19 protein-coding genes are annotated in these 18,677 nt (G+C 69.1%); 4 read left to right on the top strand and 15 right to left on the bottom strand.

The genetic code is table 11. From position 1 onward, the window contains the following. Nucleotides 1-28: 28 nt before the first annotated feature. Genes ACFY10_RS50825 through ACFY10_RS50815 form a run of 3 tightly spaced genes read right to left on the bottom strand, consistent with a single transcriptional unit; the run spans nt 29 to nt 2,772 of the window. A complete protein-coding gene (locus ACFY10_RS50825; protein ID WP_390672225.1) occupies nt 29-1,492 on the bottom strand; it encodes an ATP-binding protein in 1,464 nt (487 codons plus the stop codon). Next, nucleotides 1,489-2,181 carry a response regulator transcription factor gene (locus ACFY10_RS50820; protein WP_390672224.1) on the bottom strand — a complete coding sequence of 231 codons (693 nt, stop codon included), beginning with the start codon at nt 2,179-2,181 and terminating at the stop codon, nt 1,489-1,491. The genes ACFY10_RS50825 and ACFY10_RS50820 overlap by 4 nt, the downstream gene beginning before the upstream one ends. A 12-nt stretch (nt 2,182-2,193) precedes the next feature. After that, nucleotides 2,194-2,772: a hypothetical protein gene (locus ACFY10_RS50815; protein WP_390672223.1), complete on the bottom strand. Its 579-nt coding sequence runs from the start codon at nt 2,770-2,772 to the stop codon at nt 2,194-2,196. Between the two features lie 152 nt (nt 2,773-2,924). On the opposite strand from ACFY10_RS50815, the gene ACFY10_RS50810 reads away from it, so the two are divergent. The 4 genes from ACFY10_RS50810 (at nt 2,925) to ACFY10_RS50795 (ending at nt 7,183) form a co-directional block, all read left to right on the top strand. Next, complete coding sequence (locus ACFY10_RS50810; RefSeq protein ID WP_390672222.1) at nt 2,925-4,091, top strand: sensor histidine kinase; 1,167 nt, start codon at nt 2,925-2,927, stop codon at nt 4,089-4,091. Then, the gene (locus ACFY10_RS50805) at nt 4,088-4,738 is read left to right on the top strand and encodes a response regulator (protein WP_390672221.1); all 651 of its coding nucleotides are present in this window, start codon (nt 4,088-4,090) and stop codon (nt 4,736-4,738) included. Before ACFY10_RS50810 ends, ACFY10_RS50805 begins: the two co-directional genes overlap by 4 nt. 142 nt (nt 4,739-4,880) lie before the next feature. After that, nucleotides 4,881-6,707 carry a glycosyl hydrolase family 18 protein gene (locus ACFY10_RS50800; protein WP_390672220.1) on the top strand — a complete coding sequence of 609 codons (1,827 nt, stop codon included), beginning with the start codon at nt 4,881-4,883 and terminating at the stop codon, nt 6,705-6,707. Nucleotides 6,708-7,057: 350 nt separating this feature from the next. Then, nucleotides 7,058-7,183 carry a hypothetical protein gene (locus tag ACFY10_RS50795; protein ID WP_390672219.1) on the top strand — a complete coding sequence of 42 codons (126 nt, stop codon included), beginning with the start codon at nt 7,058-7,060 and terminating at the stop codon, nt 7,181-7,183. Here ACFY10_RS50795 and ACFY10_RS50790 read toward each other — a convergent pair. The 12 genes from ACFY10_RS50790 to glyA all read right to left on the bottom strand — a co-directional run bounded on the left by ACFY10_RS50790 (nt 7,162) and on the right by glyA (nt 18,587). Next, nucleotides 7,162-7,608, bottom strand: coding sequence for a DUF2550 domain-containing protein (locus tag ACFY10_RS50790; RefSeq protein WP_361264746.1), 447 nt, complete (start codon nt 7,606-7,608; stop codon nt 7,162-7,164). The two genes, ACFY10_RS50795 and ACFY10_RS50790, sit on opposite strands and share 22 nt — an antisense overlap. A 142-nt stretch (nt 7,609-7,750) precedes the next feature. Next, on the bottom strand, nt 7,751-8,128 hold the full coding sequence (locus ACFY10_RS50785) for a F0F1 ATP synthase subunit epsilon (RefSeq protein WP_123967497.1): 378 nt from the start codon (nt 8,126-8,128) through the stop codon (nt 7,751-7,753). 131 nt (nt 8,129-8,259) lie between these two features. Then, nucleotides 8,260-9,696: a F0F1 ATP synthase subunit beta gene (gene atpD / locus ACFY10_RS50780; protein ID WP_390672218.1), complete on the bottom strand. Its 1,437-nt coding sequence runs from the start codon at nt 9,694-9,696 to the stop codon at nt 8,260-8,262. Next, entirely contained in the window at nt 9,696-10,613 is a 918-nt protein-coding gene (locus ACFY10_RS50775; protein WP_390672217.1) for a F0F1 ATP synthase subunit gamma, read from the bottom strand. Before ACFY10_RS50775 ends, atpD begins: the two co-directional genes overlap by 1 nt. 20 nt (nt 10,614-10,633) lie before the next feature. Next, the gene (gene atpA / locus ACFY10_RS50770) at nt 10,634-12,226 is read right to left on the bottom strand and encodes a F0F1 ATP synthase subunit alpha (protein ID WP_390672216.1); all 1,593 of its coding nucleotides are present in this window, start codon (nt 12,224-12,226) and stop codon (nt 10,634-10,636) included. Between the two features lie 138 nt (nt 12,227-12,364). Then, entirely contained in the window at nt 12,365-13,180 is an 816-nt protein-coding gene (locus ACFY10_RS50765) for a F0F1 ATP synthase subunit delta (RefSeq protein WP_390672215.1), read from the bottom strand. Beyond that, complete coding sequence (locus ACFY10_RS50760) at nt 13,177-13,725, bottom strand: F0F1 ATP synthase subunit B (protein WP_390672290.1); 549 nt, start codon at nt 13,723-13,725, stop codon at nt 13,177-13,179. Before ACFY10_RS50760 ends, ACFY10_RS50765 begins: the two co-directional genes overlap by 4 nt. Before the next feature lie 51 nt (nt 13,726-13,776). Next, on the bottom strand, nt 13,777-14,016 hold the full coding sequence (gene atpE, locus ACFY10_RS50755; protein ID WP_266521606.1) for an ATP synthase F0 subunit C: 240 nt from the start codon (nt 14,014-14,016) through the stop codon (nt 13,777-13,779). Between the two features lie 74 nt (nt 14,017-14,090). Then, complete coding sequence (gene atpB / locus ACFY10_RS50750; protein WP_275781449.1) at nt 14,091-14,909, bottom strand: F0F1 ATP synthase subunit A; 819 nt, start codon at nt 14,907-14,909, stop codon at nt 14,091-14,093. Nucleotides 14,910-15,134: 225 nt separating this feature from the next. After that, the gene (locus ACFY10_RS50745; protein WP_390672214.1) at nt 15,135-15,572 is read right to left on the bottom strand and encodes a hypothetical protein; all 438 of its coding nucleotides are present in this window, start codon (nt 15,570-15,572) and stop codon (nt 15,135-15,137) included. Between the two features lie 303 nt (nt 15,573-15,875). After that, nucleotides 15,876-17,198 (bottom strand): MraY family glycosyltransferase, encoded by a 1,323-nt coding sequence (locus ACFY10_RS50740; protein WP_390672213.1) that lies wholly within the window; start codon nt 17,196-17,198, stop codon nt 15,876-15,878. A gap of 150 nt (nt 17,199-17,348) precedes the next feature. Further along, nucleotides 17,349-18,587, bottom strand: a complete 1,239-nt coding sequence (glyA, locus tag ACFY10_RS50735) for a serine hydroxymethyltransferase (RefSeq protein WP_390672212.1) — start codon at nt 18,585-18,587, stop codon at nt 17,349-17,351. Nucleotides 18,588-18,677: the final 90 nt, after the last annotated feature.

Below are 18,677 nucleotides of genomic sequence, written 5' to 3'. Positions count from 1 at the left end.
CCCTTCGTCCGTCCGCTCGCGGTGGAGGCTAGGGAGCGTCTTTGGGGAAACTCTGTGACCGGTTTGTCCCTGCTGTGCCGATCAGCCAGTCGCGGTGGGCGGGCAGGGCGCGAGCGGCCCTCGGCAGTCGTACCTCGAAGCGGGTGCCGACGCCGGCCGGGCCGTCGGCGACTGTGACCGTGCCCTGGTGGAGCGCCGTCTGCTGCGCGACGAGCGTCAGGCCGAGACCGGAGCCCGAGCTGCCGGGACCGCGGGCGAACCGCTCGAAGATCCGCCCGCGTTCCTCGAAAGGCACGCCCGGTCCGCGGTCGTCGACGGTGATCACGACCTGCTCGCCCGCTCCCCGCACCCCGACCGCCACGCTCGCCCGTCCGTCCTCGTCGCGGCCGTGGGCGAGCGCGTTGCCCAGCAGGTTGTCGAGGAGGAGCCGCAGGCCGGGTTCCCAGCCGTGGACGGTGAGCCCGGGTGCCGCGTCCAGGGTGATGCCCGCGTCGGGCGCGCGGCGGCGGGCCTCGGCGACCGCCGCATCCGCCACCTCGGCGAGGTCCACCGTCCGCAGCGCCTCCGCCTCCACCAGGTCGCCGCGCCCGAGTTCCCGCAGCATCACCAACAGGCCGAGCAGCCGGGCGTGTTCATGGCGCAGGTCGGTGAGGACCTCGGTGCGGTCGGGCTCGGGGAGGTCGGGGTGGGCGGCGAGGATGTCGAGGTTGGTGCCCATGCTCATCAGTGGGGTGCGCAGTTCGTGCGAGGCGGCCGCGGAGAAGGAACGGGCCGTGTCCAACGCCTCCGTGGTGCGGGCGGCCTGTTCGTCGTAGCGGGCGAGGACCGTGCGCAGGGTGGCGGCCAGTTCGTCGACCTCGGTGACACCGCTCGGATCTTCGGGCAGCCGGGCCGAGCTGGTGCGCGGGTCGAGTCCTGCGGTACGGCGGCCCAGGCGCCGCAGAGGGCCGCTCGCACCGGTGGCGACACCCCACGCGAGCAGGCCGGCCAGGGGTGCCGCGAGCAGGGAGGTCACGGCCACGCGCCGTCGTACGAGCCGGAGTTGGGCCTGGTCGGCGGCGTTGGGCGAGAAGACCCAGAGAGTGCCCGAGCCGCGGGCGGTGGTGATCGGCACGGACAGCGCACGCCAGCTGGCGCCGCCGTCCCGGACGGTGATCGGGGTGGTCGCGCGCGCCGGCAGCGGCACCGAGGCGTCCGGCTGCGGACCGCCGCTGAAGGTGGCATCCGCCCCGATGACGCGTACGCCGACGTCGAGGGCGGCGCTGTAGAGCTGACGCTCGCGATTGTCGGCGGCCTTGGGCCGGTTGTTGGCGCTGGCCCTCAGGAGAGCACGGGCGTCCTGGGCGACGGCGGCGGCGCGGGCCCGCAGATGGTCGTCCTCGGCGCTGTGCAGATCGCGGTTGACCAGCTGGAGCAGCAGCCACCCGGAGGCCAGCACCAGCAGCGGCACGGTGACGCCGACGGCGAGCCCGATGCGGGTGGACAGTCTCACGGCTCTTCCCTCAGTACGAAGCCGACTCCGCGCACGGTGTGGACGAGCCGGGACCGCCCGTCCGCCTCCAGCTTGCGCCGCAGATAGCTGACGAACGTGTCCACGGCGTCGGTGCGCACGTCGAAGTCGTAGCCCCACACCCGCTCCAGGAGTTGGTCCCGGGTGAGTACCAGCCCGGCGTTGCGGGCGAGGACTTCGAGGAGTTCGAACTCGCGCCGGGTCAGCTCCAGTGGCCTGCCGTCGAGCGCGGCGGTGCGGGCGGCCGGGTCGATCACCAGGCCCGCCACCCGCAGCACCTCGCCCGCGGGCGGCCTTCGCCGTAGGAGTGCCCGCAGCCGCAGCACCAGTTCCTGCAGGGCGAACGGCTTGACCAGGTAGTCGTCGCCGCCCGCCTGGAGCCCGGCGATACGGTCGGCGGTCTCGTCCAGCGCCGAGAGCATCAGGACGGGAAGGTCCCGGCCGTCGTCGCGGAGCCGTTCGCACACCTCGATGCCGCTCATGCCGGGCATCGACACATCGAGGACGAGCACGTCCGGGGGCGCCTCCTGAATCACCGCGAGCGCCTCACGGCCCCCCTCCGCCGTACGCACCCGGAAGCCGCTCAGCCGCAGCCCGCGTTCCAGCGAACGCCGGATGGCCGCGTCGTCGTCGACGACGAGCACGGCTCCGGGACTGCCCTTCTCGGTCATGCACCCCTCCCCTCAGCGTTCGGTCAGGGTACGACCCTCCTCCGAGCGTGCGGCAGCGGCTGCCGGCGCCTTCTTGGGCCAGAGCAGATACGTCAGCGCGATCAGCCCATGGATGGCCAGCGTCCTGAGCGCCGCCCACTGGAAAGACCGCAGCGAGGACGTGTCGCCGTCGCCGACGTACCAGATCGCGGCCTGCAGCAGAGCGCAGGCGACGGCCGCGGCGATGACGGTCCGCAGCCACAGGCGGCCCTCGTGGCGGGCACGGGCCAGGCCGTAGCGCGGGGGCTTCGGTGGGCGCGGGCCTCCCGCCAGCCGGTACGCCGCGTGGCCGTCCAGCCAGCGGATCGTGTAGTGGCCGTAGGCGACAGTGAAGCCGATGTAGAGGGCCGCAAGGCCGTGCTCCCAGCTGGGCTTGGCGCCGTTCTTCAGGTCGACGGCCGTCACCACGAACAGGACCAGTTCCAGCAGCGGCTCGCACAGCAGCAGCGCCACGCTCGTGCGGCGCCACTTCAGCAGGTAGCGGACGGCCAGCCCGGCCGCGAGCAGCACCCAGAATCCGACCTCGCAGGCGATGATCAGCGCGACGATCACGTTTCGCTCCTTTCGGTCACCCTTCCAGCCTCCCGACGGGACCGGCGGCTTTCGTCGTCGGCGATGACGAAGCCGCGGTACATCGAAAGATGCAGTTCGGGACCCTCCCCGGGAAGCACGCGCCCGGCGGGCGGGCCGTGTTGGATGGAGTCATGGCCGCACGACTCACCCGCCCGCACCGCGACGACGTGCGCATCGCCATGGGCGGGCTGGCCGGAGGGCTGCTGCTGTGGGCCGTCGGCCTCTACAGCCGGACGGGCGACGACCCGATCACCGTGGTCGACGCCCGTTGGGCGATCCTCGTCCCGCTCGCCGTCACCGCGGCCTGCGAACTGCTGCGCCGCACCCGCCCGCGCACCGCCCTGCTCGTCGGCACGGTCGCGATCACCGCGGACCTGATGACACTGGGCAGCCTCGCCACCATCGTCATGTTCACGGACCTCGTCTACGCGGCCGTCCTGTACGGCACGCCCGCCTCCGCCCGTCGTATCCCCTGGATCACCGGCCTGCTCACGGTGATCGGAACCGTCGTCCCGTACATGGCCTGGCGCGTACCGCAGGCGCTGCTCATCGGGGCGGGCACCGGGCTCGTCACCCTGGTGCCCGCGACGACGGGCTGGGTGGTGCGCAACCACCGTGACACCGCCGACGCCGAGCGGCTGCGCGCGGAACAGACCGCGCTGCTCGCCGAGATGGACCGCAGCCAGGCAGTCACCGCCGAACGGGCAAGGATGGCAAGGGAGTTGCACGACATGGTCGCCAACCATCTCTCCGCGATCGCCATCCACTCCACGGCCGCACTGTCCATCGACGACCCCGGCACATCGAAGCAGGCCCTCTCCGTCATCCGCGAGAACAGCGTCGAGGGACTCGCGGAGATGCGGCGCCTGATCGGCATCCTGCGCGAAGGGAATGGCGGGCCCAGCGCGGTCCCGACCCTCGACGGCCTCACCGCCCTCGTCGACGGCGCCCGCGCCAACGGCCTCGAGATCAGCCTCGACACCGACCACGGCAAGGTCCCCGCACCCGTCGAACTCGCCGCCTACCGCATCGTCCAGGAGTCCCTGACCAACGCCCTCAAGCACGCCCGCCCGGGCCGCGTCACCGTCGCGCTCTCACGGCGGGACGGCGTCCTCGACGTCCGGGTGACCAGCCCGTACGGCCACCGGGACGGCCCGCGGGCGCCCGGTTCCGGAGCCGGCCTGGTCGGCATGCGGGAGCGGGCCGCGCTGCTGGGCGGCACGTTCGAGGCTTGCCCCGACGGTGCCCTGTGGGCCGTACATGCCACGCTCCCCGTGGCGGAAGGAGATCCCGAATGAGCCGGTCCATCAGGGTCCTCGTCGCCGAGGACCAGTCCGCCGTCCGCGCCGGGCTCGTCCTCATCCTGGGCAGCGCACCGGACATCGAGGTGGTGGGCGAGGCGGCGGACGGCGAGCAGGCGGTGGCGCTGGCAAGGGAGTTGAGGCCCGATCTCGTCCTGATGGACGTGCAGATGCCACGCCTGGACGGGGTGTCGGCGACCAGGAAGGTGGTCGAGGACGGCCTCGCGGACGTCCTCGTCCTCACCACCTTCGACCTCGACGAATACGTCTTCGGCGCCCTGCGCGCGGGCGCGTCCGGCTTTCTGCTCAAGAACACCGAGGCCAAGGACCTGTTGGAGGCGGTACGGACGGTCGCACGCGGCGAGGGCCTCATCGCCCCCGCCGTCACCCGCCGCCTGATCGCCGAGTTCGCCGCCAAGCCCGTACGGGAGCCGACCGCCGACCCCGCCGTCCTCGACGCCCTCACCCGGCGCGAGCGCGAAGTGCTGTCCTGTCTCGGCGAGGGCCTGTCCAACGCCGGCATCGCCGCCCGCCTGGACATGGCGGAGGCGACGGCGAAGACGCACGTCAGCCGTCTCCTCGGCAAGCTGGAGCTGCGCAGCCGGGTCCAAGCGGCCGTACTGGCACAGGAGTTGGGGATCTAGAAGCCGTCGCCGGCACGCGTCGAATCCGCCGTATACAGAGTGGTCCAGACCTATTGACCGATGGTCCAGACCTTTCTATTCTCGCGGCACTGTGGGCGTGAAGGCTCAGTCACGCCCCCCAACTCCCCCTAGGAGGCGCAGCATGCGCTTCAGACACAGAGCCGCGGCAGGGTTCGCGACGCTGCTGCTCCCGCTGGCCGGTCTGGTCGGCCTCGCAAGCCCCGCCCAGGCCGCGACCACCGCGACGGCGACCTATGCCAAGACCCAGGACTGGGGCACCGGATTCGAAGGCAAGTGGACGGTGAAGAACACCGGCACCACGGCCATCAGCTCCTGGACGGTCGAGTGGGACTTCCCCTCCGGTACGTCCGTCACCTCGGCCTGGGACGCGGACGTCACGTCCTCCGGCACCCACTGGACCGCCAAGAACAAGTCCTACAACGGCTCCATAGCGCCGGGCGCCTCCGTCTCGTTCGGATTCAACGGCGCAGGCTCGGGCTCCCCCTCCAACTGCAAGCTGAACGGCGACAGTTGCGACGGCACGACGGTCCCGGGCGACGCGGCGCCCTCCGCACCGGGCACCCCCACCGCCTCCTCCGTCACCGACACCTCGGTGAAGCTGTCCTGGTCGGCGGCCACCGACGACAAGGGCATCAAGAACTACGACGTCCTGCGCGACGGCAAGGTCGTCTCGACGGTCACCACGACGTCGTACACGGACACCGGCCTGTCCGCCGGCACCGACTACTCGTACACCGTCAAGGCCCGTGACACCGCCGACCAGACCGGGCCGGTCAGCGGCGCGGTCGCGGTGCACACCACGGGCGGCACGACCGACCCGCCGCCGTCCACCGGCGGCAAGGTCAAGCTCGGCTACTTCACCGAGTGGGGCATCTACGGCCGCAACTACAACGTCAAGAACCTGGTGACGTCGGGTTCGGCCGCCAAGATCACGCACATCAACTACGCCTTCGGCAACGTCACCAACGGCCAGTGCGCGATCGGCGACTCCTACGCCGACTACGACAAGGCCTTCACCGCCGACCAGTCGGTGAGCGGCGTCGCGGACACCTGGGACCAGCCGCTGCGCGGCAACTTCAACCAGCTCCGTGAGCTGAAGGCCAAGTACCCGAACATCAAGGTCCTGTGGTCCTTCGGCGGCTGGACCTGGTCCGGCGGCTTCGCCCAGGCCGCGGCCAACCCGACCGCGTTCGCCAACTCCTGCTACAACCTGGTCAAGGACCCGCGCTGGGCGGACGTGTTCGACGGCATCGACATCGACTGGGAGTACCCGAACGCCTGCGGTCTGTCCTGCGACACCAGCGGTGCGGCGGCGTACAAGAACCTGATGTCCGCGCTGCGCGCCAAGTTCGGCTCCAGCAACCTGGTCACCGCGGCCGTCACGGCCGACGGCTCCTCCGGCGGCAAGATCGAGGCCGCCGACTACGCGGGCGCCGCGCAGTACGTCGACTGGTACAACGTGATGACGTACGACTTCTTCGGCGCCTGGGACGCCCAGGGCCCGACCGCCCCGCACTCCCCGCTGACCTCGTACTCCGGCATCCCGAAGGCGGGCTTCACCACGGCCGACGCGATGGCCAAGTACAAGGCGATCGGCGTCCCCGCGAGCAAGCTGCTCATCGGCATCGGCTTCTACGGCCGCGGCTGGACCGGCGTCACCCAGGACGCCCCGGGCGGCACGGCCACGGGCGCGGCGGCCGGCACGTACGAACAGGGCATCGAGGACTACAAGGTCCTCAAGACGTCCTGCCCGGTCACCGGCACCGTCGCCGGCACGGCGTACGCGCACTGCGGCAGCAACTGGTGGTCGTACGACACCCCGTCGACGATCGCCGGAAAGATGAGCTGGGCCAAGTCCCAGGGTCTCGGTGGCGCGTTCTTCTGGGAGTTCAGCGGTGACACCAGCAATGGCGAGCTGGTGAGCGCCATCAGCAGCGGACTGGGCTGACCCTCCACTCACCCCTCCCCGCCGCGGGCGGCCTCCGGGCCTGTCCGCGGCGGGCCTTTTTTGTGCGCCGCATGCGCCCCCGGCGTGCGCGGCAGGGGGCCGTTCGGCCCTCCTGGTGGGCCGGTCGGCCGGTGAGGGACGGCCCCCGACCGGGAACAATCGGTATCTCAGCCGGCAAGCGGAACGGCTTATTCAGGGGGAAGCGAATGACTCGGGGGGACGCAATGAAGCGGGGGGACGCAATGAAACGGAGGTCCAACAGGTCCAGTAGGCCCAGCGGGGCCGATACGGCGGTCATACGGCCACGCAGGCCCAAGGCGGCTGCCGTCGGGGTGTTCACGGGGACGACGGTGGCCGCTCTCCTGGCCACCTGGCCGGTCAACGTCACGGTGTCGCTCAGCCCCGAGCCGCACACCGTCGTCGTCGGCCAGGCCGACGCCCAACACCCGGTGTGTCAGGCCACGTTGACACGCTGACCGGGCGGGGCCGCCTCCAGCCAGGCGAGGAAACCGGTCAACGCGTCCTCACTCATGGCGAGTTCGAGACGGGTGCCGCGGTGCAGACACGTCAGGATGACGGCGTCGGAAAGCAGCGCCAGCTCCTCCTCGCCCTCGGGGAGGCGGCGGCCGGCGACCTCGATCGCGGCGCGCTCCAGGATGCGGCGCGGGCGGTAGGCGTAGGAGAAGACGCGGTACCACTCGATGCGGTCGCCGTTGTAGCGGGCGACTCCGTAGCTCCAGCCTTTTCCGCTGGTGTCGGGTTTCTCCGGGACGTCCCAGCGCAGGCTGCAGTCGAAGGTGCCGCCCGAGCGCTGGATCAGTCTGCGGCGCAGGCCGAAGACGAACAGCCCCAGCACCACAAGGGCGACCACGATTCCGCACACAGTCAGAGCGAGGACCATCGACACCGACCTCCTCGTCTCCTAGGTACCGAAAATAGGTAACGGAACGGAAAAAACCCTTATATCTGCCTCAGCCGCGGCCGGCTCCGGATTGCTCCGGTGCCGGCCGCGGCTGAGTGACGTCTTCACATGGTGTGCGGCTTCAGCGGGTCGCCGTCGCCGCACGCAGTCGTACGTCAGCGCGACGCTCGGCAGAGGCGTCGCCCTCCGCCTTCGCGCGCTCCAGCTCGCGCTCCGCGCGCTGGACATCGATCTCGTCCGACAGCTCGGCGATCTCGGCCAGCAGCGACAGCTTGTTGTCCGCGAACGAGATGAAACCGCCGTGCACCGCGGCGACGACCGTTCCACCATCACTCGTACGGATGGTCACCGGGCCCGACTCCAGCACACCGAGCAGCGGCTGGTGACCGGGCATGACGCCGATGTCGCCGGACGTGGTGCGCGCGACGACCAGGGTGGCCTCGCCGGACCAGACCTCTCGGTCGGCCGCGACCAGCGCGACGTGCAGCTCAGCAGCCAAGGTGGCTCCTCGGGTCACCACCCGGCGGTTCGGCCGGGTGTTGGTTACAAGTCTAGTGGGCGTGGAAGAGGGGGCGGGACGCGCCCGCCCCCTCACACGAACTCAGAGCTCAGAACTGCTCAGTTCCGAGTTCAGGAGACGCCCAGCTCCTTGGCGTTGGCCTTGAGGTCCTCGATGCCACCGCACAGGAAGAACGCCTGCTCCGGGAAGTGGTCGTACTCGCCGTCGCAGATCGCGTTGAAGGCCGCGATCGACTCGTCCAGCGGGACGTCCGACCCGTCGACGCCGGTGAACTGCTTGGCGACGTGGGTGTTCTGGGACAGGAAGCGCTCCACGCGACGGGCGCGGTGGACGACGAGCTTGTCCTCTTCGCCCAGCTCGTCGATACCGAGGATCGCGATGATGTCCTGGAGGTCCTTGTACTTCTGGAGGACCGTCTTGACACGCATGGCCGTGTTGTAGTGGTCCGCCGCGATGTAGCGCGGGTCCAGGATGCGGGACGTGGAGTCCAGCGGGTCCACGGCCGGGTAGATGCCCTTCTCGGAGATCGGACGGGAGAGAACCGTCGTCGCGTCGAGGTGGGCGAAGGTGGTGGCCGGGGCCGGGTCGGTCAGGTCGTCCGCGGGGACGTAGATCGCCTGCATCGAGGTGATCGAGTGACCACGGGTCGAGGTGATGCGCTCCTGGAGGAGACCCATCTCGTCGGCCAGGTTCGGCTGGTAGCCCACCGCGGAGGGCATACGGCCGAGCAGGGTCGAGACCTCGGAGCCGGCCTGCGTGAAGCGGAAGATGTTGTCGATGAAGAACAGCACGTCCTGCTTCTGCACATCGCGGAAGTACTCCGCCATGGTCAGACCGGCGAGGGCCACGCGCAGACGGGTGCCCGGGGGCTCGTCCATCTGACCGAAGACCAGGGCGGTCTTGTCGATGACGCCCGAGTCCGCCATCTCCTCGATGAGGTCGTTGCCCTCACGGGTGCGCTCGCCGACACCGGCGAACACGGAGACACCGTCGTGGTTGTTGGCGACGCGGTAGATCATCTCCTGGATGAGCACCGTCTTGCCGACGCCGGCACCGCCGAACAGACCGATCTTTCCACCCTTGACGTACGGGGTGAGAAGGTCGATGACCTTGACGCCGGTCTCGAACATCTCGGTCTTCGACTCGAGCTCGTCGAAGTTCGGGGCCTTGCGGTGGATGCCCCAGCGCTCGCCGTCGTACTTCTCGTCGACGTTCAGCACCTCACCGAGGGTGTTGAACACCTTGCCCTTGGTGAAGTCGCCGACCGGCACAGTGATGGAGGAGCCGGTGTCGGTGACCGCGGCCTGGCGGACCAGACCGTCGGTGGGCTGCATGGAGATGGTGCGGACCAGGCCGTCACCCAGGTGCTGGGCGACCTCCAGGGTCAGCGTCTTCTTCGCACCGTCCAGGGCCGGGTCGGCCACCTCGACGTGCAGAGCGTTGTAGATCTCCGGCATCGCGTCGACGGGGAACTCCACGTCGACGACCGGGCCGATGACCCGGGCGACGCGGCCCGTGGCAACGGCCGTCTCAACTGTCGTCGTCATTACCTGTCACTCCCCGCGGTCGCGTCGGCCAGGGCTGCGGAGCCACCGACGATCTCGCTGATTTCCTGGGTGATTTCGGCCTGGCGGGCCGCGTTGGCAAGTCGGGAGAGCGTGGTGATGAGCTCTCCCGCGTTGTCGGTGGCCGACTTCATCGCGCGCCGCGTGGCGGCGTGCTTGGAGGCGGCCGACTGGAGCAGCGCGTTGTAGATACGGCTCTCCACGTAGCGCGGCAGCAGGGCGTCGAGGACGTCCTCCGCCGAGGGCTCGAAGTCGTACAGCGGGAGGATCTCGCCCTTGGGGGCTGCTTCCTTCGCCACCTCTTCGAGGCTGAGCGGCAGCAGGCGGTCGTCGAGCGCCGTCTGCGTCATCATCGAGACGAACTCGGTGAAGACGATGTGGAGTTCGTCCACGCCGCCCTCGGCCGTGTCCTTCTCGATGGCCTCGATCAGCGGACCCGCGACCTTCTTCGCGTCCGCGTACGTGGGCTCGTCGGTGAAGCCCGACCACGACTCCACGACCTTGCGCTCGCGGAAGTTGTAGTGGGCCAGACCACGGCGGCCGACGATGTACGTGTCGACCTCCTTGCCCTCGGCCTCAAGACGCTCGGTCAGCTGCTCCGCCACCTTGATGGCGTTGGAGTTGAACGCGCCGGCGAGACCACGGTCGCTCGTCAGGAGCAGCACCGCGGACCGCACGACCGTCTCGGCCTGCGTGGTCAGCGGGTGCTTCGTGTTCGAGCCGGTACCGACCGCCGTGACCGCGCGGGTGAGCTCGGTCGCGTACGGCGTGGAGGCCGCCACCTTGCGCTGCGCCTTGACGACACGCGAGGCGGCGATCATCTCCATCGCCTTCGTGATCTTCTTGGTCGCTGTGACGGATCGGATGCGACGCTTGTAGACCCGGAGCTGGGCTCCCATGAGTCAGGTCCCTTCCGTCGTCACTTGGCCGCGGCGGCCGGCGTGTCTTCGCCGAGAAGCTTGCCGTCCGAGGTCTCGAACTGCTTCTTGAAGTCCGCGATGCCGTCGGCGATGGCGGTGAGGGTGTCGTCCGACATCTTGCCGCCCTCCTTGATGGAGGTCATGAGGCCCTGCTCCTTGCGGTGCAGGTACTCCAGGAGCTCCTTCTCGAAGCGGCGGATGTCGGCGACCGGGACGTCGTCCATCTTGCCGGTGGTACCGGCCCACACGGAGACGACCTGGTCCTCGGTCGGCATCGGCTGGTACTGAGCCTGCTTGAGCAGCTCGACCAGGCGCTGACCGCGCTCCAGCTGCGCCTTCGACGCGGCGTCCAGGTCGGAACCGAAGGCGGCGAACGCCTCCAGCTCGCGGTACTGGGCGAGGTCGAGACGGAGACGACCCGAAACCTGCTTCATCGCCTTGTGCTGCGCGGAACCACCGACTCGGGAGACGGAGATACCGACGTTCAGCGCGGGGCGCTGACCGGCGTTGAACAGGTCCGACTCCAGGAAGCACTGGCCGTCGGTGATGGAGATGACGTTGGTCGGGATGAACGCCGACACGTCGTTCGCCTTGGTCTCGACGATCGGCAGACCCGTCATCGAACCGGCGCCCAGGTCGTCGGAGAGCTTCGCGCAGCGCTCCAGCAGACGGGAGTGCAGGTAGAAGACGTCACCCGGGTAGGCCTCACGGCCCGGCGGGCGGCGCAGCAGCAGGGACACGGCGCGGTAGGCGTCGGCCTGCTTCGAGAGGTCGTCGAAGATGATGAGGACGTGCTTGCCCTCGTACATCCACTGCTGGCCGATGGCCGAACCGGTGTACGGCGCAAGGTACTTGAAGCCGGCCGGGTCGGACGCCGGGGCGGCGACGATGGTCGTGTACTCCAGCGCGCCGGCCTCGTCGAGGGCGCCACGCACGGAGGCGATGGTCGAGCCCTTCTGGCCGATGGCGACGTAGACGCAGCGGACCTGCTTCTTCGGGTCGCCCGAGCGCCAGTTGTCGCGCTGGTTGATGATCGTGTCGACGGCCAGGGCGGTCTTGCCGGTCTGACGGTCACCGATGATCAGCTGACGCTGGCCACGGCCGATCGGGGTCATCGCGTCGACGGCCTTGTAGCCGGTCTCCATCGGCTCGTGCACCGACTTACGGGCCATGACGCCCGGAGCCTGCAGCTCAAGGGCGCGACGACCGCTGGTCTCGATCTCGCCGAGGCCGTCGATCGGGTTGCCGAGCGGGTCGACGACGCGGCCGAGGTAGCCCTCGCCGACGGCCACGGAGAGCACCTCACCGGTGCGCTGCACCGGCTGACCCTCCTCGATGCCGCTGAACTCACCGAGGACGATGGCACCGATCTCGCGCTCTTCGAGGTTGAGCGCGAGGCCGAGGGTGCCGTCCTCGAACTTCAGCAGTTCGTTGGCCATGGCCGAGGGCAGGCCCTCGACCTTCGCGATGCCGTCGCCGGCAAGGGTGACCGTACCGACCTCCTCGCGCGAGGCCGCGTCCGGCTTGTACGACTGGACGAAGTTCTCCAGCGCGTCCCGGATCTCCTCCGGCCGGATCGTGAGCTCCGCCATCTGGGTTCCCTGCTCTCCTTGTTGGGCCCGAAGTTTCAACTTGGGGGTCTGGGGGCGACCCCCAGGAATCCTCTGCACGACCCAACCGGGCCGTAGGTACGTACTGCTGTACTGCTGTTCTGCTTATGAAGTTGCTGCTCAGCCCGCCAGGCGGCGGCCGGCGTCCTCGATGCGGTCCGCGATCGAGCCGTTGATGACCTCGTCACCGACCTGCACCCGGATCCCGCCGAGAACCTCGGGGTCCACGTCGATGTTGAGGTGCATCTTGTGGCCGTAGAGCTTCGCGAGAGCGGCGCCCAGGCGCTGCTTCTGCGAGTCGCTCAGCGGCACCGCCGAGGTGACGACGGCGACCAGCCGGTCCCGGCGCTCGGCGGCGAGCTTGGACAGGGACTCCAGTCCCGACTCCAGGCTACGTCCCCGCGGCGCGGTCACAAGGCGCGTCACCAGACGCTCGGTCGACGGGACGGCCCGGCCGCCGAGCAGCCGGTGCAGCAGCTCGATCTTGGCCGCGGTGGACGCGGCGCGGTCGGTCAGCGCGGCGCGCAGCTCGGTGTTCGAGGAGACGATCCGCCCGAAGCGGAACAGCTCGTCCTCCACGTCGTCGAGCGCACCCCTCTTCTGCGCGGCGGTGAGCTCGGCCGTGTCGGCCAGCTGCTCCAGCGCGTCCACCAGGTCACGGGACTGCGACCAGCGGGAGCGCACCATGCCGGACACCAGGTCGACGGTCTGGCCGCCGACCTGACCGCCCAGCAGACGCTGGGCCAGCTCGGCCTTGGCCTCACCGGCCTGCGCCGGGTCGGTCAGGACCCGACGCAGCGACACCTCGCGGTGGAGCAGCGCGGTGACGGCGGCCAGCTCGTCGGCGAGCTTCGCCGCGTCGGCGGACGTGGAGTCCGTCAGCGCGTCGAGACGCTCGCGTGCGGCGGCCAGTGCCTCGCGGCTCGCTCCGTTCATCGCGCAGCCTCGGCCTTCTCCTCAAGGTCCTCGAGGAAGCGGTCGATGACACGGCTCTGCCGGGCGTGGTCCTCGAGGGACTCACCGACAAGCTTGCCGGCCAGCTCCGTGGCGAGGTGACCGACGTCCTGCCGAAGCGCCTGCGCGGCGGCCTTGCGGTCGGCCTCGATCTGCGCGTGACCGGCGGCGACGATCTCCTCGCGCTGCCGCTGGCCCTCGGCGCGCATCTCGGTGATGAGCGCGGCACCCTGCTCCTGCGCCTCCTGGCGCAGACGCGCGGCCTCGTGCCGGGCCTCGGCGAGCTGAGCCTTGTACTGCTCGAGAACGCTCTGCGCCTCGACCTGAGCCGCCTCGGCCTTCTCGATACCGCCTTCGATCGCCTCGCGACGCTGCTCGAGAACATTGTTGATGTTCGGGAGCAGCTTCTTGGCGAGGAAGAAGAAGACGATGGCGAAAGTGATGAGGCCGATGACCAGCTCGGGGCCCGGCGGGATGAGGGGATTCTGCTCCTCCTCCGCCGCCAGCTGCACCAGCTGTTGTGTCAGCTGCATGTCATCAGTGCCTTTCCCTTAAAGGTTGTGTCGCTCGCCAGCGGCTTACTTGTAGCCGAACACGAACGGCATGACGATGCCGATGAGGGCGAGCGCCTCACAGAAGGCGAAGCCCAGGATCTGGTTGGCGCGGATCAGGCCGGCCGCCTCGGGCTGGCGGGCGAGGGCCTGGGTGCCGTTGCCGAAGATGATGCCGATGCCGATGCCGGGGCCGATGGCGGCGAGGCCGTAGCCGACGGAGGCGACGGAGCCGGTGACGGCGGCGAGGGTCTCAGTGGCAGCCATGCTGATTTTCCTTCTCTTTCAAGGACCGGTGGGGGTTGGCCACCGGACGTCTGGTGAGGGGGCGGTACGGAGGCTCAGTGGTGCTCGGCGAGAGCGCCCTGAACGTAGGAGCAGGCCAGGAGGACGAAGACGTACGCCTGAACGGCCTGGACGAAGAGCTCGAAGAGGATCATGACCATGGACATGGCGAACGAGACCGCGCCGGCCGCGACGAGCCAGCTGTTCATCAGGTACCAGCTGGCGACCGTGAACATCACGAGCAGCAGGTGACCGGCGAACATGTTGGCGAACAGTCGGACGGCGTGGGTGAACGGCCGGACCAGGACGTTCGAGAAGAACTCGATGATCACGACGAGCGGAAGCACCGCGCCGAGCGACTTGTCGTAGCCGGTCAGGTTCTTGAACCCGCCCACGAAGCCGTGCTTGCGGAAGGTCAGGATCATCCAGGTCACATAAACGATCCCAGCCATGGCAGCGGGGTAGGCGATGATCGACGTCACCGGGAACTGGGCGACCGGGATGATCGACCAGAGGTTCATGATCCAGATGAAGAAGAACAGCGAGACCATCAGCGGGACGTACTTCTCGCCCTCGCGCTTGCCCAGCGTCTCGTACACAATGCCGCGGCGTACGAAGTCGTAGCCGGCCTCGCCGACCATCTGGAGCTTGCCCGGGATCACCTTGGCCTTGCCGAACGCCGCCCAGAAGATGCCGATCACCACGACAGTGGTCACCAGGGCGAGAAGCATCGGCTTGTCGAACTCGATGCCACCGACCGTGAACATCGGCTTGAAGATGAAGGAGTTGAGGCCCGGCGACGGAAATCCGCAGCCGTTGTCAGCGAAGACGCGGCAACTCCAGTCAAAGGCGAGCGTGGTCTGGTCAGCACTCACCGCGGGCTCCTTCGGCGTGACGCATGGGTACGGCAACCTCGTTGTGTCGGCGCGGCATGCTGCCGCGGGTCGGCACCGGACTGGTGTTACGGATGTGAGGGCGGCTGGGGGGCTTCGAGCCTCGCAATTGAGCAGGCGTCAGCTCGAATGCCCGCGCCCGCGATGCCGCAGTTGGCACCGGACGATAGCAGGAGATCCCACATGTCCTTGTCCCGCCCCTGGCTCTCACGACGTGTGCCCCGTCTTCTCGGGCTTCTCACTCTTCTCGGAGTCCGGATCGACGTAGAAGATCTTGGACTTCATGTGCGCGCGGGCCTGTGCGGCCATCCACACGACGGTCGCGACGACGAGTGAGATCGCGAACGCCCTGGCACTGAAGAGAGAGGTACCCCTGAAGAGGGCCACGAAGATCATGAGCAGCAGGAGCTGGGCGACGTAGAGCATCATCGCCATGGCCTGGAACAGCTGCGGGAGCGTTTTTGCCGTCCACTGAAGGACGTAAAGACCGAGACCCATGAAGAGCATGGACAGCAGCACACCGACCGCCGCCCCGACCGCTCCCTTGCCGCCCGCGACCACAGCACTGACGGCAACGGCGGCCACGCCGGTGGCCGCTGTGGGCACAGCGATCGGCAGAAGGTTCCGGGCGTCATTGGACGGCATGGCGGCAACTCCGCTTTCACAGGGGGCGGGGGGGTGTCGTCATGGACGAGCGTAGTCCCGGATCGAGAGGGGAACTCACTGCCAATGGACCGTCGCACTACGGTCCTTCAGCTCTCTCCGGGGTTCTCGTGAACCGTATCACAAACTATTTGATGCGGTCTTTACCTAGTCGGTGTGCTTGCTGTCACACATGAGAGTGACAGTGCGCGTCTGTGCAGAAACACGGCCGACATGTCTGATATTGGGAGGCTTTGCTACCCCACGAGTTGGCAATGCTCTAGTCAGATTCTTACCTTGCCGACGTCAGCGCGACGTACCGGCTTTGCGACGGTCCAGGAAGCGCGGGCGGGTGCCCAGGGCGGTCGCTCCGTTCACTCCCGCCACACCCGCAACGACCGGAGGACGCTGCTCCTCGTCAACTGCGGCCGTCTGGGCCGGGGTCGACGCGGACTCGGCGACGGCCCTGCGGCGGCGGTAGCGCGGCGGCACGAAGTGCTCGGCCCAGCGCGGGGCGCGCGGCGTGAAGCGCGGCAGCAGGAGGAGCAGCAGGCCGATGGCGCTGAGGATCACGATGCCCAGCACGATCCACATGGACGCCGAGTTGACCGAGAAGGCGAGGGCGCCGAAGGCGATCAGGGCCGACCAGAAGTACATGATGAGGACGGCCCTGCTGTGCGAGTGGCCGATCTCCAGCAGGCGGTGGTGCAGGTGGCCCCGGTCCGCGGCGAACGGCGACTGCCCGCGCCAGGTGCGGCGCACGATCGCCAGGATCAGGTCGGCGGCGGGGATCGCGATGATCGTCAGCGGCAGCAGCAGCGGGATGTAGACCGGCACCATCTGGTGCACCGCCTGGCGCTCGGACCCGCCGAACAGGCTGTCCGGGTCGACCTGCCCCGTGATGGAGATCGCACCCGCGGCCAGCACCAGCCCGATCAGCATGGAGCCCGAGTCGCCCATGAAAATGCGCGCCGGGTGCATGTTGTGCGGCAGGAAGCCCAGGCACATGCCCATCAGGATGACCGCGAACAGGGTGGCGGGGGCGGCGGCCTCGATGCCGTAGGAGTACCAGATGCGGTAGGCGTACATGAAGAACGCGGCGGCCGCGATGCACACCATGCCGGAGGCGAGGCCGTCGAGGCCGTCCACGAAGTTCACCGCGTTGATCGTGATCACGACCAGCGCCACCGTCAGCAGCGTGCCCTGCCACTGGGTCAGCGCCACCGTGCCGACCTTCGGGATGGGCAGCCAGAGGATCGTCAGACCCTGCATGACCATGACGCCGGCGGCGATCATCTGGCCGCCGAGCTTGATCAGTGCGTCGATCTCGAACTTGTCGTCCAGGACGCCGATCAGCCAGATGAGCGCCGCTCCGGAGAGCAGCGCCCGCGGTTCGTTCGACTTGGTGAAGACCTCACTGAGGTTGGTCAGGTGGTCCGCGACCAGCAGACCCGCGCACAGGCCGAAGAACATGGCGATCCCGCCGAGGCGCGGAGTGGGCTCCCGGTGCACGTCACGGGCCCTGATCTCCGGCATGGCTCCGGCCACGATCGCGAACTTACGTACCGGCCCTGTCAGCAGATACGTCACCGCGGCCGTGATGCAGAGCGTCAGCAGGTATTCACGCACAGGCTTCCCCACAGGTCTCGCTGGCCATCTCAGCCCCACACCCTAGCGACGCGCGCATATGAATGGGGACTGCCGGGTAGCGACGATGGTTGCACGCGTGCCTGTGCACGCAGGCTGCACCCAGTGGTACGCAGGTGCGTCTACCCCCGCTCAGCCGGTGTACGGCTGAAATCTACCGGTGAGCTCGCGCACCTGATCACGCGCCTTCTGGCTCTCGGTCTCGCCGCGCAGCACGCCCGCGAGCAGTGCGGCGATTCCCGCCATTTCCTCCTCTCCCATCCCCTGTGTGGTCACGGCCGCCGTGCCGAGCCGCAGGCCACGGGCGTCCCCGTGCGGCAGCGCGCAGCAGTCCAGCACCATTCCGGCCGCGGCGAGGCGTCCGCGCGCGGTGCGCCCGTCGACGCCGAGGGGCGCGGGGTCGGCGGTGATCAGGTGGGTGTCGGTGCCGCCGGTGGTGACGACCAGGCCCTCGGCGGCCAGCAGAGCCGCCAGCGCCCTCGCATTGGCGACCACCTGATGGGCGTACAACCTGAACGCCGGTGTTGCCGCCTCGCCGAACGCGACGGCCTTGGCGGCGATGGTGTGCATCTGCGCGCCGCCCTGGGTGAAGGGGAAAACAGCCCGGTCGACCCGTTCGGCGAGTTCGGCGCCGCACAGGAGCATCCCGCCGCGCGGCCCGCGCAGCACCTTGTGCGTGGTCGCGCAGACGACATCGGCGTACGGCACCGGGCTGGGTGCCGCTCCGCCGGCGACGAGCCCGATGGGATGGGCGGCGTCGGCGATGAGATACGCCCCGACCTCGTCGGCGACCTCGCGGAAGAGGGCGTAGTCGATGTGCCGGGGATAGGCGATGGAACCGCACACGATCGCCTTGGGGCGGTGCGTACGGGCGAGGGTGCGCACCTGGTCGTAGTCGATGAGCCCGGTCTCGGCGTCGACTCCGTACCCCACGAAGTCGAACCAGCGGCCGGAGAAGTTGGCGGGTGAGCCGTGCGTGAGATGGCCGCCGTACGGGAGGCCGAGGGCGAGGACGGTGTCGCCGGGCCGCAGGAGTGCCGCGTACGCGGCGAGGACGGCCGAAGACCCGGAGTGCGACTGCACGTTGGCGTGCTCGGCGCCGAACAGGGCCTTGGCGCGGTCCACGGCGAGGCGCTCGGCGACGTCGACGATCTCGCAGCCGCCGTGGTGGCGGGCGCCCGGGTACCCCTCGGCGTACTTGTTGGCCAGGGGTGAGCCGAGCGCGGACAGCACGGCCGGCGAGGTGAAGTTCTCGGCGGCGATGAGCTGCAGCGTCGTCGACTGCCGGTCCAGCTCACCGAGCAGGATCTCGGCCAGCTCGGGGTCCTGCCTGCGCAGGACATCGGCCTCGAGGGTATGGGTGACCGGCATGATGGGCTCCGGGGGCGTCGACGGTGACGTACGACCAATGTAGGCCCGGGACCGGTGGGGTGCTCGGTTGTTACGCCTTCGCAGGTACCC

Source organism: Streptomyces sp. NPDC001401, assembly GCF_042895385.1.
In the GTDB taxonomy this organism is placed as follows: Bacteria; Actinomycetota; Actinomycetes; order Streptomycetales; family Streptomycetaceae; genus Streptomyces.
This window is presented reverse-complemented; position numbering and strand designations above follow the sequence as displayed.